Source organism: Aphanothece hegewaldii CCALA 016 (assembly GCF_003007785.1).
GTDB lineage: Bacteria > Cyanobacteriota > Cyanobacteriia > Cyanobacteriales > Microcystaceae > Chroococcus > Chroococcus hegewaldii.
Genome location: NZ_PXOH01000001.1, coordinates 251,048 through 267,161, shown reverse-complemented (window position 1 = coordinate 267,161; position 16,114 = coordinate 251,048). Strand labels below are relative to the sequence as shown.

At 36.2% G+C, this 16,114-nt stretch carries 17 protein-coding genes and 1 tRNA gene; 10 read left to right on the top strand and 8 right to left on the bottom strand.

Features of this window, described 5'->3' with window-relative positions:
• Positions 1–52 precede the first annotated feature (52 nt).
• Entirely contained in the window at positions 53–1,135 is a 1,083-nt protein-coding gene (locus tag C7H19_RS01250; protein ID WP_106455065.1) for a PIN/TRAM domain-containing protein, read from the bottom strand.
• 222 nt (positions 1,136–1,357) lie between these two features.
• Here C7H19_RS01250 and hemW point away from each other — a divergent pair, with 222 nt between their 5' ends.
• Positions 1,358–2,590: a radical SAM family heme chaperone HemW gene (hemW, locus tag C7H19_RS01245; RefSeq protein WP_106455064.1), complete on the top strand. Its 1,233-nt coding sequence runs from the start codon at positions 1,358–1,360 to the stop codon at positions 2,588–2,590.
• 16 nt (positions 2,591–2,606) lie between these two features.
• On the opposite strand, the gene C7H19_RS01240 is transcribed toward hemW, so the two are convergent.
• A tRNA-Arg gene (locus C7H19_RS01240) sits at positions 2,607–2,679 on the bottom strand.
• Between the two features lie 46 nt (positions 2,680–2,725).
• Here C7H19_RS01240 and moaC point away from each other — a divergent pair.
• From moaC to C7H19_RS01225, 3 genes are read left to right on the top strand one after another with little or no spacing between them, the layout of a single operon-like run.
• Positions 2,726–3,229: a cyclic pyranopterin monophosphate synthase MoaC gene (gene moaC / locus C7H19_RS01235; protein ID WP_106455063.1), complete on the top strand. Its 504-nt coding sequence runs from the start codon at positions 2,726–2,728 to the stop codon at positions 3,227–3,229.
• 29 nt (positions 3,230–3,258) lie between these two features.
• Positions 3,259–3,507 carry a 2TM domain-containing protein gene (locus tag C7H19_RS01230; RefSeq protein WP_106455062.1) on the top strand — a complete coding sequence of 83 codons (249 nt, stop codon included), beginning with the start codon at positions 3,259–3,261 and terminating at the stop codon, positions 3,505–3,507.
• A gap of 4 nt (positions 3,508–3,511) precedes the next feature.
• Positions 3,512–3,814, top strand: coding sequence for a DUF3181 family protein (locus C7H19_RS01225; protein ID WP_106455061.1), 303 nt, complete (start codon positions 3,512–3,514; stop codon positions 3,812–3,814).
• On the opposite strand, the gene C7H19_RS01220 is transcribed toward C7H19_RS01225, so the two are convergent.
• The 3 genes from C7H19_RS01220 to pirA all read right to left on the bottom strand — a co-directional run bounded on the left by C7H19_RS01220 (position 3,811) and on the right by pirA (position 6,186).
• Positions 3,811–4,857 carry an N-acetyltransferase DgcN family protein gene (locus tag C7H19_RS01220; RefSeq protein WP_106455060.1) on the bottom strand — a complete coding sequence of 349 codons (1,047 nt, stop codon included), beginning with the start codon at positions 4,855–4,857 and terminating at the stop codon, positions 3,811–3,813. The two genes, C7H19_RS01225 and C7H19_RS01220, sit on opposite strands and share 4 nt — an antisense overlap.
• Complete coding sequence (locus tag C7H19_RS01215) at positions 4,857–5,906, bottom strand: dipeptide epimerase (protein ID WP_106455059.1); 1,050 nt, start codon at positions 5,904–5,906, stop codon at positions 4,857–4,859. Before C7H19_RS01215 ends, C7H19_RS01220 begins: the two co-directional genes overlap by 1 nt.
• 118 nt (positions 5,907–6,024) lie before the next feature.
• Positions 6,025–6,186, bottom strand: a complete 162-nt coding sequence (gene pirA / locus C7H19_RS25475; RefSeq protein WP_181280498.1) for an arginine synthesis PII-interacting regulator PirA — start codon at positions 6,184–6,186, stop codon at positions 6,025–6,027.
• Positions 6,187–6,321: 135 nt separating this feature from the next.
• Here pirA and C7H19_RS01210 point away from each other — a divergent pair, with 135 nt between their 5' ends.
• Positions 6,322–7,107: an SAM hydrolase/SAM-dependent halogenase family protein gene (locus C7H19_RS01210; protein WP_106455058.1), complete on the top strand. Its 786-nt coding sequence runs from the start codon at positions 6,322–6,324 to the stop codon at positions 7,105–7,107.
• Between the two features lie 462 nt (positions 7,108–7,569).
• The gene (locus C7H19_RS25470) at positions 7,570–7,731 is read left to right on the top strand and encodes a hypothetical protein (RefSeq protein ID WP_181280497.1); all 162 of its coding nucleotides are present in this window, start codon (positions 7,570–7,572) and stop codon (positions 7,729–7,731) included.
• A gap of 3 nt (positions 7,732–7,734) precedes the next feature.
• Here C7H19_RS25470 and C7H19_RS01200 read toward each other — a convergent pair whose 3' ends face one another.
• The gene (locus C7H19_RS01200) at positions 7,735–8,340 is read right to left on the bottom strand and encodes a pilus assembly FimT family protein (protein ID WP_106455056.1); all 606 of its coding nucleotides are present in this window, start codon (positions 8,338–8,340) and stop codon (positions 7,735–7,737) included.
• A 251-nt stretch (positions 8,341–8,591) separates the two neighbouring features.
• On the opposite strand from C7H19_RS01200, the gene C7H19_RS01195 reads away from it, so the two are divergent.
• Both C7H19_RS01195 and C7H19_RS01190 read left to right on the top strand, forming a co-directional pair.
• Positions 8,592–9,473, top strand: a complete 882-nt coding sequence (locus C7H19_RS01195) for an ABC transporter permease (RefSeq protein WP_106455055.1) — start codon at positions 8,592–8,594, stop codon at positions 9,471–9,473.
• A 3-nt stretch (positions 9,474–9,476) separates the two neighbouring features.
• Positions 9,477–10,355 carry an ABC transporter permease gene (locus C7H19_RS01190; protein WP_106455054.1) on the top strand — a complete coding sequence of 293 codons (879 nt, stop codon included), beginning with the start codon at positions 9,477–9,479 and terminating at the stop codon, positions 10,353–10,355.
• 3 nt (positions 10,356–10,358) lie between these two features.
• On the opposite strand, the gene C7H19_RS01185 is transcribed toward C7H19_RS01190, so the two are convergent.
• Positions 10,359–12,716: a polysaccharide biosynthesis tyrosine autokinase gene (locus tag C7H19_RS01185; protein WP_106455053.1), complete on the bottom strand. Its 2,358-nt coding sequence runs from the start codon at positions 12,714–12,716 to the stop codon at positions 10,359–10,361.
• A gap of 81 nt (positions 12,717–12,797) precedes the next feature.
• Positions 12,798–13,586 (bottom strand): WecB/TagA/CpsF family glycosyltransferase, encoded by a 789-nt coding sequence (locus tag C7H19_RS01180; protein ID WP_106455052.1) that lies wholly within the window; start codon positions 13,584–13,586, stop codon positions 12,798–12,800.
• Between the two features lie 297 nt (positions 13,587–13,883).
• Here C7H19_RS01180 and C7H19_RS01175 point away from each other — a divergent pair, with 297 nt between their 5' ends.
• Entirely contained in the window at positions 13,884–15,236 is a 1,353-nt protein-coding gene (locus C7H19_RS01175) for an oligosaccharide flippase family protein (RefSeq protein ID WP_106455051.1), read from the top strand.
• 38 nt (positions 15,237–15,274) lie between these two features.
• Positions 15,275–16,108, top strand: coding sequence for a 2OG-Fe(II) oxygenase (locus tag C7H19_RS01170; protein ID WP_106455206.1), 834 nt, complete (start codon positions 15,275–15,277; stop codon positions 16,106–16,108).
• Positions 16,109–16,114 lie beyond the last annotated feature (6 nt).

Genomic DNA, 16,114 nt, shown 5'->3' with positions numbered 1-16,114 from the left:
TATCAGCGTTCAGCTTTTTGACTGATGACTGATAACTGTTTACTGACAACTGTTAAGATGCCATTACCGAAGTTTGAGGTTTAGCAAAGATCATTCGCCCGGCGGAGGTTTGTAACGCAGAAGTCACAATAACTCTTACTTCTTCGTTTACATAATCTTTTCCTTCTTCCACTACGACCATTGTTCCATCTTCTAGATATCCGACACCTTGAGTGGGTTCTTTCCCTTGTTTGAGAATTTTTAGATCTAATGTATCACCAGGAAGATAGATCGGGCGCAAAGCTTGGGCTAAATCATTCACATTGAGAATACCGACTTTTTGGAGATTAGCGACTTTACTGAGGTTGTAATCATTGGTGAGTAAAATCCCGTTGATTTCCTGCGCCAAATGGACTAACTTAGCATCAACCGTTGTAATGTCTTCATAGTCTGCCGAATGAATCACAATGCGATCGGGGAATGTTTCTTGTACACGATTGAGTATATCTAAACCGCGTCTTCCTCTGACACGTTTTTGATCATTACTACCATCGGCTAACTGCTGTAATTCTTGTAGGATAAACTGAGGAACTAAAATTTGTCCTTCAATAAAACCAGTTTCTAGAAGTTGTTCGATGCGCCCATCAATAATACAACTGGTATCAATAATCTTCGTTGAGACAGGTTGTAAGGTTCCTTCTGCGACTAACATTGTTTCAATGCTATTGGGATTAATCAGACGCAGGAAAGTACGCCCATGAGTATCGGCTAAAGTAACACCCAGATAGGAAAACATCACACTACCCAAAATCGCCATCATAGGTTTGATGAAAGCAAATTCTTGTGGGATGGGAAGAAAAAAGATCGGCGCTAAAATTAAGTTAGCTATGAGCAAACCGATCACTAAACCGATCGCACGGGTTAATAAAACTTCAATCGGTGTTCGTCTAATTTGGGCTTCTACCCGCCGATAAGTGGTTTGGGCGACTAAACCCAATGCTAAACCGATAATCGACGCAAAACCTGCCGATAACCAGCGTAGGGCTTCTATATTAGTAATCTGCCCTCGAACTTCTAAAGGAAGCAGATCTACACTACCGAAACCCACTCCAGCAACGGCAATGACGAATAATAAGATAATAATGGCATCTAACATAATTGCTTATCCCTCGCAATAAATGGGGATGTTTTAGGACAAAAACTGCCCTTTTATAAATGAGTATGAACCAGATTGATCTATTATATCTCTTGCTTCATGGGGATTTATTAAGATACATTTCTAGCGTCAATTGTATATATGCTCAAACTATAACTTGTTATAACAATCTTCAAAAATCGGCAAATCATTATTATTATTTAAGGATTGAAAAACTTATCGATGTTGAGTCTTTCTAAAACAGATGTTTTTTCTCATCTCGATCAACCCTATTCCGCTTATCTACATATTCCTTTTTGTCGTCGTCGCTGTTTCTATTGCGATTTCCCAATTTCAGTATTAGGGAATCATATCGATATTGAGACTTCTAAGGCTATTGGAGAATATGTTGAGGTACTTTGTCAAGAAATAAAAGCGACACCCTCTCTAGGATATCCGCTAAAAACAATTTTTTTTGGTGGGGGAACACCTTCTCTTTTACCCGTCAAATATCTTGATTTAATTCTACAAACTTTAGATCAACAATTCGGCATTGATGCTAATTTAGAACTATCGATGGAAATGGACCCTGGTACTTTTACCTTACAACAACTTCAAGGTTATCAGCTTTGTGGGGTGAATCGAGTTAGTCTGGGGGTACAAGCGTTTCAAGATGAATTATTAAAGGTTTGTGGGCGATCGCATTTTGTACAAGATATATACAACGCAATTGACCTTATTTGTCAAGCAAATGTTACAAATTTTAGTCTAGATCTGATTTCGGGTTTACCCCATCAAACCTTAGAAAACTGGGATCATTCTTTATCTGAGGCGATTAAAATTGCCCCTAATCATCTTTCTTGCTACGATTTAGTGTTAGAACCTGTTACCGCTTTCGGAAAACGCTATGAGGGTGGGGAAAACCCGTTACCGACGGATGAAGCGACAGCGCAAATGTATCGTTTAGCCCAAAATAAACTAACTGAGGCAGGATACGAACATTATGAGATTTCTAATTATGCTAAATCTGGGTTTCAATGCCGACATAATCGAGTATATTGGGAAAATCGCGCTTATTATGGTTTTGGCATGGGCGCAGCGAGTTATACTCATCGTCAGCGTTTAAATCGTCCTCGCAACCGAAAAGAATATTATCCTTGGGTACAACAGTTACAAGAAAACAAGGGAAAGATTGATTATCCTCAAAGTTCGACTACGGATATTTTATTAGAAACTTTGATGTTAGGGTTGCGTTTGCGATCGGGAATCAGTTTATCTAAAATAAGAGAACAGTTTGGCGAAACGGTTCAACAAAAGATTATAGATAGTTTACAGAAATATCACGCTCAAGGCTGGATTGATTATATTAGTTCTGATGGTTCAAATCTTGAACGCATTAAATTAACCGATCCAGAAGGTTTTCTGTTTTCTAACACCGTTTTAGCGACGCTATTCAAACACCTAGATGATTCATGATATTCTAAAAATTTAGCGGGCTTGGAGGGATTCGAACCCCCGACCTCATGGTCCGTAGCCATGCACTCTATCCACTAAGCTACAAGCCCTCGTTGTTTCCAACAGTAAACCATAATAACATAACTAAATAGTAGAATGCAAGAGGTTAATCAAAATTTGTCTTTAACACATCTCAACGATCAAGGGGATGCCCAAATGGTAGACGTTTCGGGGAAATCTCAAACCTTGAGAGAAGCGATCGCCGCCTGTCAAGTTAGAATGACTCTAGCCACATTTACAGCCATTGCAGCAGGTAACGCACCCAAAGGCGATGTTTTAGGTACGGCGAAAATAGCGGGAATTATGGCAGCAAAACAGACATCTAATTTAATTCCCTTGTGTCATCCTTTACCGTTAGGCAAAATAGAAGTAAATTTAATTCCTGATGCGGAGTTACCAGGTTATCAAATTCGGGCGACTGTTGTCACAAAAGCGGAAACAGGTGTCGAAATGGAAGCGTTAACGGCGGTTTCGGTGGCGGCTTTGACGCTGTATGATATGGCTAAAGCCTTAGAAAAATCCATGCAAATTGAAAATATTCGCCTACTTAGTAAAACTGGAGGAAAATCAGGAGATTATTCCGTTAAAGAATTAAAATAGAAATATCAGTATTTGTTCTGTTTTAAATTATGCCTCCACGTTGGCCACGAAAACCCGATCGCAATGAGCCCGCCTATCGTAAACTAGATGATCGCATGAATTTTGCGGTTCATGTTGCTACTTTTGCCGCTATTAATTCTGGTTTATGGTTTTTCCATATCATTAAGTTTATTGATTGGACATGGCTGACTGTGTTTTCTGGCGTTTGGGCGACAATTTTATTCGCTCATCTCATTTATATCGCATTCATTGCCGATTATTCAGTAGAATCTAACTAAAATTATGGCTAATCTAACACCTGCAATTGAATCATTAGCCGCCGAAATTGGCGAAAATGTATACATCGATGTAGCAAAATGGCATTTACATCTTAATGATGCTCATCTTCATACAACTGTAGCCCAAAAAGTTTTTCAACTGATTGAAGATAAATCCTTATCAGAAGAAACGGTTACTAAAGTTCTTAAAGAAATTAAAGTCCCTTTAGGGGGTGGAAAAATAGAGGTTTCTTTGGCTGATTTATTACCGATGAAATGCCAAGTCAGCTTGATGGATATCCTCGAAAAGTTCCAAGATGAATATTAATGTTTTGAGCCACTCAACACAGCATCTAATAAAACATCTCCCCCAAATCTTACCACATCAGTACAGGGTAAACCCGTTTCATCCTGTACTTTGGTAATAGCGGTTTTTGCGTCTTCATGATCGAGATGAAAAGTATTTAAACTAATGCCTTTGATTTTAGCAGGTTCAAAAGTTCCACCAGCACTAGCAACCATTTCATATAGTTTAATCACTTCTGTTAGTGGAGGAATGAGAATATTAGGCAAATCTTTAATATGAATTTGGCCGAAACGATGGACTAAAATTAGATCAGTAGGTTGACTGCCACGAATGAGGGGTAATGTTGCGGTTGAACCTGGATGTAAAAGAGAACCTTGTCCCTCAATCCATAAAATATCGTGATCTTTTCCTGACTCTAACACCATTTGCTCGACTGCACCCGCCGCAAAATCGACTCTAATGGCATCTAAAGGAATTCCTTCTCCTGCTATCATTATGCCGCCTTGTCCAGTTGCAAGAAATTTAGATTTAATGCCTCTTTTTTGTGCAAGTCGGTTTAACTCAATACTGGTAGACATTTTTCCGACACTCATATCCGTTCCTATTGTCAAGATACGCTGACATGAAAGTGATTTTGTTCTTGCTTTACCGACTCGTAACCCCACAGGTTCTTGTCGAATATCCCAAATCCATTGACCGTCTTTTAAGATAGGAAAATGAGGCGACAGGGGCGTATGTAAACCATTGACGATCGATATTCCTTGAGTAACCGCTAGTTTAACTTCTTCATACCAAGCATCGGGTAAAATACCCCCAGATGGCGCAATACCAATAAGTAAAACATCTGGATTATAATCTAATGTGTCTTGTAAACTCGCAACAATTGGAATATCTTTCGCTATACCTGTTAATGCTGATGAAGATTGTCCCGCATTCTGTGCATCAATGATCGCAACAACGGGAGATCCCCCGTAACGAATATAAGCAAGTCCCGTTTTTCCCTGTGTGCCGGAAATTCCTTCATGTAGCAGTATAGCAACTCGATGATCAGAGGTTAAAAGCATTAACTTATTTTTTGGGTAACTCCTAAACCTGGTAAATCATTGGGTAATAATTTTCCTTCCTCTAATTTTGCCCCAATAAAGGGATCATCGATTAAATTTAAGTGACTATCTAAGTCAAGATAGTCTACAAGAGGGGATAACACCGACATAGCTGTATTAGATAAGCTACTATCGGAGTAACAGCCAAACATTACTTGTAAACCACACCCTTTGGCAATGTGAATCATTCGTAAAACTTCGCTTATTCCTCCTGCTTTCATCATTTTGATATTAATACCATGTACACAAGAAGCAAGACGAGGGATATCTAAGCTACTAAAACAACTCTCATCGACAAAAATCGGCAGGGGCAATCGCTGATACAATAAAAATAGATCTTTTTCCTGACCAACGGCTAAAGGTTGTTCGATATAGATCACGCCTTGTTGTGCTAACCATTCACTCATTTTTAAAGCATTATCTAAACTCCATCCCCCATTTGCATCAACCATCAGGGGAATATTAGATGCTTCTTCTTTGATGGCTAAAAGCATCTCTTTGTCTGCGGCTATTCCTTTGGGTGAACCCAGTTTTATTTTAATCAGTTTGACATCCATCAATTCCATCCAGTCTCTAACCCGTTTTTTCGCGCCTTCCGGGGTGTTGATGCCTACCGTTACGGAGATGGGTACGATGGCACTTTTATCCAGTCCCAAAAGCCTCCACAATGGCAAATCAGCGCGTTTTCCCAGCCAGTCGTATAGTGCCATATCGATCGCGGCTCGTGTGACTGAAGAGATGTTATTGTGTAGTAAAAGTTCTTCGATCTGTTGTCGTTCTAAAGGATGATATTTAGCTAAATGTGGCGTAATTTGTGCTAATTCTTGTATAACTTTATCTGTATCTTTTTTGCCTTCTTGAACAATAGAAAAGGGTGAAGCTTCTCCCCATCCCTCTATTTCTTCTGCTTGTATGCGTACCCAAATATTAGTATTCTCGGCTGTTGTACCACGACTAATGGTTAAAGGAAAGCGTTTATGAATAGTAAAGGGTTGAAAATCAACTTGCATGATAATCGATGTATGGGTTTAATCTCCAAATCCTTTAAATATAACCAAAAAAAATGAAGTGACTAGAGAAAACTCTAATCACTGTGTAACTAACAACTAACCAAGATTGAAAAAACATTTAGTTTAGATTTAAGTAAGATGCTTCTGCTTCTAATTGTCTGACTAAAGCATCATTTCCTTTGGCTCTAGCAATTTCTAAACGGTGCTGTAAATTTTTACGCAGACTTTCCCGATGGGCGGAAACTGCTTTGGTTACCAACTGTTGACGATTCTTGTTCATGGTGGACAGTTTTATTTATAGATTTAATCATTTACCCTTATATATAAGATAACACTTTGCTTACAAAAGTGTATAAGTTGTTACCGAACATTAGAAAAACTTAATAAAATAGCAACACTTACGGAAAAACTAAGGATGACTACCGTAATAACCCTACTGACTGATTTTGGTTTACAGGATGTGTATGTGGGTGTAATGAAAGGAGCGATCGCAACCATTAACCCATCACTAAGAGTAATCGATCTAACCCATCAAATCCCACCGCAAAATATTCTTGCAGGTCGATTCTGTCTAATGAATGCTTATTCTTATTTTCCACATGGTACGATTCATTTGGCGATCGTTGATCCTGGAGTCGGCAGTCAACGCCAAGGAATAGCGATACAATTTAAAGAAGGCTATTTAGTTGGGCCAGATAATGGGTTATTTAGCGGTATTCTCGATTTATCACAAGCTTTGAAGGCAGTTAGTCTGACTAATGCTCAATATTGGCTCACATCTCGTCCTAGCACTACATTTCATGGTCGAGATATTTTTGCTTCTGTGGCTGCACATCTAGCCAGTGGTGTACCATTACAAGAATTGGGAGACTTGATCGATCCTGCTCATTTAGTGCGACTTTCTCCCCCAAGCTTTGAGAAGACACCCACAAAAATTATGGGATACATTCAATATATCGATGTTTTCGGGAATCTGATTACGAATATTCCCTCTACTGCGATACCGCCGGCACTTTCCCACTGGCAACTCAAGATTAAAGATGTTATCATTCCAATGGGAAATACTTATAGTGATGTTGCTCTAGGTGAAGCAGTAGCCCTAATCGGTAGTCATAGTTGGCTAGAAATTGCGGTTAGAAACGGAAATGCTCAAGCACAACTACAGTTAGATTGGGGTGATCCCGTTAATTTGGTATGTTAAGAAATATTACCTTTTTTCATATTTTGCTGAAATGAGCGTAAGTTCTCATCTGTTTTGGGATATTATAAATAAATAAGATACTTTAATGACCTTTAACTCAAAAAATAACTTACAGTTAAAAGTTCATTAAGTTCTTTAATATTATCAGTAAGCCTCATTTTCACACATTATTTTTCTTTCAAAATAATTTCTAAAAACAAAAACTTAGTCAGCTTTTATAGCTGGTCTAGGAGTTTTTGGAAATAGTTGTGATTTAAAAACAGCTTAAATCTTGCATCCGCACTAAATCCTAAAATTGCTCGTTTAAAAATAAGAAATTGACCAAGAAATAAAAGATCGCCAAATCTTTTGTTTTTTAAGTCGGCTTTTTTTCTTCGGCTCGCTTAAAGAAACTTGAGTTTAAACAAGTCACACCTACAACTTGAAATAAAGTTAAAACCCGTCCTGTTGGAGTTACAACTTATGATTAAAAAGTTTTTCGTTCCCTCTAAAAAGCTTAAAGCAACTTCTCAAGAAAAGCAAGTTAATTCTGTAACTTTTTCTGCAAAAGAAGAAGAGGCAATTTGTCAAAACGGTGTCATCGGACTAGAAGGATTGTGGGACTTGTATGATATGTGGATTTAAACATCATTTATTACAATTGGCATTTTCTCTAATATTCCAGCTTCCATCGACCTTAAAAAGAAATAAACACTTTTTTGCCGAAATTGGGGGGGTAATCAGCACAATTCTACCTAATTGTCCCCAAGAGCCTCCCATTCCACCTTGCGTATCAGCCCAACTCGCCCGATAATATTTTCCGCCATTCCCTGCAATTCCATTGACAGTAGGCAAAGTTGAATTATTTGTATCTATACTGACACCTTGGGGGAGAAAAAGCCATTGGGTCGCTACTTCGCAGTTACTCCCTTGAATTTGGGTGTACTGAATTTGTTCTGGTAGAATTTCTGCCATACAAACTGACATAGGAAGTGAACCTTTACCCGTTGCCTCATAACGAGTTGTTTTCCATTGTTGCGAGAGTTGAAAGGTCGCAATATTTAAACGAAACCAAGACATCAAACGACTCATTACACTAAATGCGATCGTTATTAAAATTCCTATTAGAACAAGAGTAATCATTAATTCTAATAGGGTTAAACCTGTATTGACGTTAATGCTTAAAACAAAATTATAAACAGGTTGTTGCTTCAATTTTGTACAGTAAAATACTTTTTTGTTTGATGCAGTCATATCAATTGTTTTTCACCTCCATATCAGAAAAGAAGTGAGTGGAAATTTTATAGAAAAATAAAAATTGTAGATGCAGCAAATTGGGTGATTAAAATGACCAAAATTATCGTGATTTCCCACAATTTCTGTTAGATTTGGTCAAAATCAATCTAAGGAGCTTTTATAATATGTAAAATTTAAAAGTCAAACCTCAGAAAAATTACTGAATCAATCCCAAATTTGTAAGGTTTTGATAACAAAAAACGATAACTATGGCAGGATTTATAAAAAACTCTCAACGCACGACTACTCTTGAAACAAGAAAAAAAATCAATTTATTTGTACTACTTTTTCCCGCTTTAATGTTTTTGGTACTATTTTTTGTTTTACCGTTATTACTCGTTTTAATCTACAGTTTTTTAGAACGAGGAACCTATGGCGGGGTGAATTGGACATTTACCCTAGATAGTTATCAAAGACTAACTAAAGGTGTTTACTGGGGTATTTTAGGGCGTTCTTGTTGGTTAGCTTTTCTCACAACAATCGTTTGTCTTATAGTAGGCTATCCGATGGCTTTTTTCATAGCGACACGTTTACAACCTTGGCGAAGAATTTTATTCTTTTTAGTAATTATTCCCTTTTGGACTAATTTTTTAGTGAGGACTTATGCTTGGATGGTTTTACTGAGAACTGAAGGCGTAATTAATACAATTTTACAAAGTTTAAATTTAATTAAAGAACCTTTAGAATTACTTTTTACTCCTTTTGCAGTTAGTTTAGGATTAATTTATGGCTATCTTCCTTTTATGATTTTGCCTTTGTATGCTACCTTAGAAAAGTTTAATTTTAGTTTAATTGAGGCGGCACATGATTTAGGTGCGAATGATTTAAAGACTTTTTGGCGAGTTGTTTTACCCTTAAGTCGTCGAGGAATAATTTCAGGTAGTTTGTTAGTTTTTATTCCTTCAGTCGGTGCATTTATTACACCAGATTTATTAGGAGGGGCTAAAACAATTATGATTGGAAATGTTATTCAAAATCAATTTATTAAATCCAGAGATTGGCCATTTGGTTCAGCATTATCTATTGTAATGATGTCTATTATTTTAATTCCTATTTTGTATTATCTATTATCCTTTGAAAAGCAAAAATAATTAATGTTTAGAAAAATCAAATTAGATTTATTAATTAGAAAATTCGGTAAATATGGGCTTTGGTTTAATACCATTTTTGGCTTAATTTTTCTATATTTACCCATTTTTATTTTAATAATTTATTCTTTTAATGCGTCACGATTTAATTCAGTTTGGCGAGGATTTACTTTAGATTGGTATCAAAGTTTGTTATCTGGAATTACTGATAAAAATGCACAGATTACCGATGATATGGTGTGGTCAGCTTTACAAAATAGTTTAATTGTTGCGGTGATTTCAACTTTTTTTTCTACTCTGTTGGGAACGATGTTAGCTCTAGCATTAGAACGATTTCAAATACGCGGCAAAAGTTGGTTAGAAGGATTATTGATATTACCGATTATTATTCCTGAAATAACGATGGGAATTTCTTTATTAGTCTTTTTTAGTCTGCTCTTTAAACTAATAGAAACATTTACAGGAATACGTTTAGTTTTAGGATTACCAACTGTAATTATAGGACATATTGCTTTTAGCTTATCATTTGTTGCTATAATAGTTAGAGGAAGAATTGCAGAGTTAGAACCATTTATAGAAGAGGCAGCATGGGATTTAGGTGCTAATGAATGGCAAACCCTAAGATTAATTATCTTACCATTAATTACACCTAGTATTATTAGTGCAGCATTGTTAGCATTTACTTTATCATTAGATGATTTTGTAATTACATTTTTTACCACTGGAGTAGGTGCAACAACTTTACCGCTTTTTGTTTATGGAATGATTCGCTTTTCCGTTAGTCCAATCATTAATGCAATTTCAACATTAATGTTAATTACATCATTGCTTTTAGTAATTTCTTCGCTAATTTTGTCAAAAGAATCCAGTAATCGATTATTTTAAACCTTATAACAAAGTTGTCAAAGACTGCTCTTTTAAATGATTGGCAACGACACCTAAAAAAGGTAATTTTAAACGATTAATCTCATTCATTGCTTTTTTGACTAATGATTGGGATGTTTGAAAAACACCAACAACGAGTAATAATCCATTAGTTTGAGTGCTGATAAAACGAATATCGGTAGAATCGAAAAAATGAGGCAGATCATAAATAACTAGATCGTATTCTTGTTCTAGTTGCCCCATCAATTCTTTCATTTTCGGCGACCAAAGTCGTTTTTTTGATTCGGTTAAACCAGAGGTCAAAACAAAAAGATTTGGATTATCCTGTACACTTTGAATCACTTCGGCTGAATTTAAAGAATAATTTAAAATATGATTAAGACCTTTATTGTTAGATAAATTAAAATAGTGGTGTAATTGAGAATTGTGCCAATTAGCATCAACTAAAAGCACACGTGAACCCGTTGCTGCTGCCGCATTAGCTAGATACATTGCAACAGTAGATTGACCATCACCTGCTTCTACCGAAGTCATAGCGATAGAACGAAGCACATTATTATTATTGTCTAAACTCAATTGTGCATAAAGCGTATCAAATGCACTTAAAAAAGAGTAACTTCTTTCTTGTTGCCAGAGACTAAGGTCATTTGAAGGTGTCGAAAAAGTGTTAGTTTTTTGCTGAATTTGAACAGGTTCTTTTAAAAGAATAGTCGGGGCTTCTTTAGCTTGGAGAGCTTCTGTTAAACTAGAAAATACTTGAGGTTCTATGGAATATTCCTCTGTTTGATTGGAAGAGGGAATAAGAGCGCTCGCATCAGTTTCCGTCATGTCATCCCAAGGAATTGAACCGACAAGAGGAACTCCTAAATAATCTCGGATATCTTCATCACAGTAAAATTGATTGCGGCGTTTTTCCAATAGAATAGCAAATAAACCACTCAGTAACAAACCGCCACCAACACCCGCGATGATTTTCTTTTTTCGCTCAGGTGGATAAGAAATGGGTTTGCCATCTTTATCGAGTGGGATTTGAGGTTTAGAAATAAGTTGCCAGGGAAGATCTTGTGCTGCTTCAACTCTAAGATTTTCTCGCTGAGTTTGTAGTCTATCTAAAAGTTGAGTCGTTAGGGTTATTTTACGTTCAACTTCTTGATAATTGCGGATGATTTCTGGATAATTACGAATCTGTTTTTCTAAAGCGATTTTAATTGTTTCTAGATCTTGATAACGGACTTCTAAAACCTTAATTTCATTTGCTGAAGCCACATATTGTTCAATAAGTTTGAGACGAGTAGGATTTTGCCAATCTAAAGAAGAAACCGAACGAGCCAAACGAGTCGGACTTTGGGCCAAAAGTTGTTGTGTTTTTTTCTCAAGCAACTGATTAAGATTAGCTTTCTGTTCTTCGAGAGTTTGAATAATCGGACTTTGACGCGTAAAACGGGCAGATTCTACGGCAATTTGTGTATCAATTTTTTGCAATTCTGCGGCTAAAGATTCCCTGATCGGATCTTGGCTTAAAGAAGCAGCGACAAGAGCTTCTTGAGGGGTTAATTTAAGTTGTTTAGCTAAATTTTCATAAAGTGCTTTTTGCGCCTTTAGCTCATTTTCTATACTAATTTTTTGTGTTTCTAAATCTTTAATTTGTTCTAAAGTCGTTTGTCCTTTATTAACTGGATCGAGTAGATCGTATTTTTGGCGTATTTTTTCTTGCTCAGACTGCAATTGATTGAGACGTTGAATTAAGTCTGGTAATTGTTTATCAATAAAAGAAACACCCGCCTTTAAACTTGTTTCTCTGTCTTCTGCACTGTATTGTAGAAAAGTTTGAGCAGCCGTTTCTAAAATTGCTTGTACTTCTTCAGCATTTTTGCCTTCATATGACACTTCAAAAATTTTAGTTGCTGTTGCTGAGGTTGTGCCTAAACGTTCAACCTTTAAATGATCTCGTAGATCTTTCCAGATCGCGGGAATTGTCCTATTTGCTTCTTTTTCATGAACATCTTTAGCAATGCGATAGGTCATCCCTGGACTACTTAAAAAAGCGAGGTTTGTTGGATAGTCTAGAGCAAATAAATCATTTTGAGGAACGCCACCCGTACGAGTTAGAGTTGTTGGATCGGTTAATTTAGCGGCTGAGGTAATGGGTTCAACAAGTAAATAAAAATTTCCCACATAACGACTCGGCTCAAAAAAACTGCTCATTAAAGCTGCGATGCTCGTCAAACCTGTAACGGTTCCAATCAGCCAAGCTTTTCTTTTAAACGTTCTAAAAAAAGGACGAGGATTAAGTTCTTTATTGGAGGAACTGCCAGCCGTTTCTTGCTCTTCGGTTAGCGTTTCTTGAGCATATTCAGTCACAAACCAACACTCCAATCGATTATGATACTTAACTTAATATTTATCAGTATACAAAGTATCAATTCAAAATGACTACTTTTTTTAATTTCTAGAGGTTCCCAAAGACAGAGTTTTTACGGCTCTAGGGGTTTCATAAATATGTAATTTTTGCTGTACAATCAACCAGAAAAAATACATATCATCGACTAAATATCGTCTCCAAAGCCGTTTAGGTTCGGAAACCAAACGATAAAGCCATTCTAAACCAATTTCACTCATCCATTTTGGAGCGCGAGGTTTATAGCCAGCTTCAAAATCAATCGTTGCACCGATCGCCAAGAAAATCTTAATATTTTTCAGTTGATGTCTATATTTTAAAATCCATTTTTCTTGTTTAGGCGAACCTAAGCCAGCCGCGAGAACTGTAGCTCCTGATTGATTAATTTGCTGAATAATTTTTTGACATTCAGCTTCGTCATACTCAAAATTCAAAGGAGGAGAATAAGTATCTACAACCATCTCTCGGCCAACTTTTCGATTAATTTTATGTTGTGCTTTTTGAGAGATACCTTCTTTGGCTCCCAGCAGAAAAATTTTAATATTTTCGTTATATTTGTTGTATTTGTAAAATGCTGGAAAAAAATCAGATCCTGAAATTTTTTCTTTTATCGGGTTGCCTAAGAAGCGCGAGGCATATTGCAATATTTTGCTGTCACAAACTCGATAAGTCGCCTGATGATAAACCTCCAAAAATTCTGCGTCGGTCTGCAACTTCACTAAATGATCAACATTGGGGGTTATTAGAAATCCACCGTATTGAGTTAGTTTAGCAAGTAATTCTTGCTTAGTTAAATTATCAATTGAGGCGTTGAGAATTTTAACAACTTTCATGAAGATAACAGAATTGGTAGGGATGGTTTAGGCTCTTATCTCATTATCCAAAACGCCTGTATAATATCGTGTTTGCGTTGCCTGGGGGATATGTATAACTTTATGTCTGTTTTATGTATAACTTATGTATAACTTAGTGATTTTTTGTCAGAGCGTCAGTTTTGTTAGTGTTGGTGCTGCAAATAAAATGTATTCAAAGCGCAATTTTTTTGATGTAATGGGCATACTAATTAAAGGAAAAGTCACGTTTTGTGGCTAAAATCTAGTTCAAATGAGCTAAGAAAAAGCTGTTATATTATGTCATCACTCAAGAAACTTGCCCTCTTAGGATCACTTTGGACGTTACTTGGCTATGGTTCTAGTCAGTTTATCCGTCTAGGGGGGAATGTCATCTTAACACGTCTCTTGGCTCCCGAACTGTTCGGACTCATGGCTACATTGATGACCTTAATTGTTGCTTTAAACTTTTTGTCGGATGTAGGGTTAGCTCCTATCGTCGTGCAGCATAAACGGGGAGATGACCCAATTTTTCTCAATACCGTCTGGACGCTCCAAATTATTCGAGGGTTTTTTATTTGGTTTGGCTGTTTATTAATTAGTTGGCCAATTGCTCAACTTTATAATGATGAACGATTACTTTGGTTAATGCCCATTTTCAGTTTAACGAGTTTAATTAGTGGATTTAATTCAACGAGTTTGCTAACACTAAATCGTCAAGTTGCGCTTAAAAAAATTACGATACTCGATTTAGGTGTACAATCATTTTCTCTGAGTATTATGCTGATTTGGGCTTTTTTACATCCTACTATTTGGGCGTTAGTGGTGGGAAATTTAATCAGCGCAACTTTAACAATGATTTTGAGTTATCGTCTTATTCCAAACTATTTTAACCGTTTTGCTTGGGAACAAACCGCAGCCCGCGATATTTTGTCTTTTGGGAAATGGATTTTTATTTCAACAGCATTTTATTTTTTAGCAACTCAAAGTGATCGTTTAATTCTGGCTAAGTTAACATCTTTTGAAATTTTGGGAATTTATACGATCGCCTGTACTTTAGCTCTTTTTCCTCAGTCAGTTATCGGAATGCTTTCTAGCAAGGTTTTACTACCTGTATTTTCACAACTTATGGATTTACCACGGGAAAGCTTGCGGTTAAAAATGCTGAAAAATCGTCGTTTGCTGTTACTTGGAATTAGTTGTCTAATCATCCCCTTGGTTTGTTTTGGAGATTGGTTAATTTTATTCATGTATGATGCTAGATATAAACAAGCGGCTTGGATGCTACCCATTTTAGCTTTAGGAATTTGGCCAAATGTTCTTTTAGAAACAAATAGGCAAGCTTTAACAGCCCTAGGAAAACTCAATTATCAAGCTTATGGACAAATTCTTAAAAGTATTCATATGTGTTTAGGCTTATTACTCGGATTTTATCTATTTGGTTTACCTGGTTTGATTATCATGGTTGCTCTCAATGATCTTGAACTTTATGCAATAATTAGCTATGGTTTATGGCGAGAAAAGCTCAGTTGTTTTCAGCAAGATATTTTGATGACAATTTTAATTCTGTCGGCGATTATTTTAACTCTAACCGTTAGAAAATTAGCGGGCTATGGTTTACCAATAGATTTAATGTTTGAATCGGCTCACTAAAAATGTTATTATTTAATCAAAAAAAAGGAGAAAAATTAATGATTACAACCGATATTAATTATCATTTAGATCCAGAATATTTAGAGCAATTAGCAATCCAATATCATCAAGCTTACCAACAAGCTAAACCTTTTCCACATATTATCATAGAGAATTTTCTTTCTGAAGCCATTCTTAATCAAGTTCTTGAAGAATTTCCTAAACCACAATCAATCAATTGGCGACAATTCGATAATATTTCTGAAAAAAAATTAGCCTCTAACTCTGAATTACAAATGGGTCCAATGACTCGTTCACTGTTGTATCAACTCAATTCATCGACTTTCATCACTTTTTTAGAAAAACTAACAGGAATTGATGGATTAATTCCCGATCCGCATTTTGTGGGTGGTGGACTTCATCAAATCGAAAAAGGCGGCTATTTAAAAATTCATGCGGATTTCAATAAACATCAAAAACTTAATCTAGATAGACGACTAAATCTATTAATTTATCTCAACAAAGATTGGCAAGAAGAATATGGCGGCTATTTTGAATTATGGGATCAAGAAATGAAAAGTTGTCAAAAAAAAGTTTTACCGATTTTCAATCGATGCGTTATTTTCAGTACAACTGACTTTTCTTATCATGGACATCCTGAAGCTTTAACTTGTCCAGAAGACAGAACCCGTAAATCTTTGGCTTTATATTATTATAGTAATGGTAGACCGCCTGAAGAAGTTTCAGCCCCTCACTCGACACTTTTTCAAGCGCGACCTAATGAAAATTTAAAAGAAAAAATAGATTTGTTAACTCAAAGTAAAGTCTTTTTTAAAAAACTTATTCCGCCGATTTTGTTAGATTTTAAACAATATTTTAGGAAAAAAAATTAGAGAAAA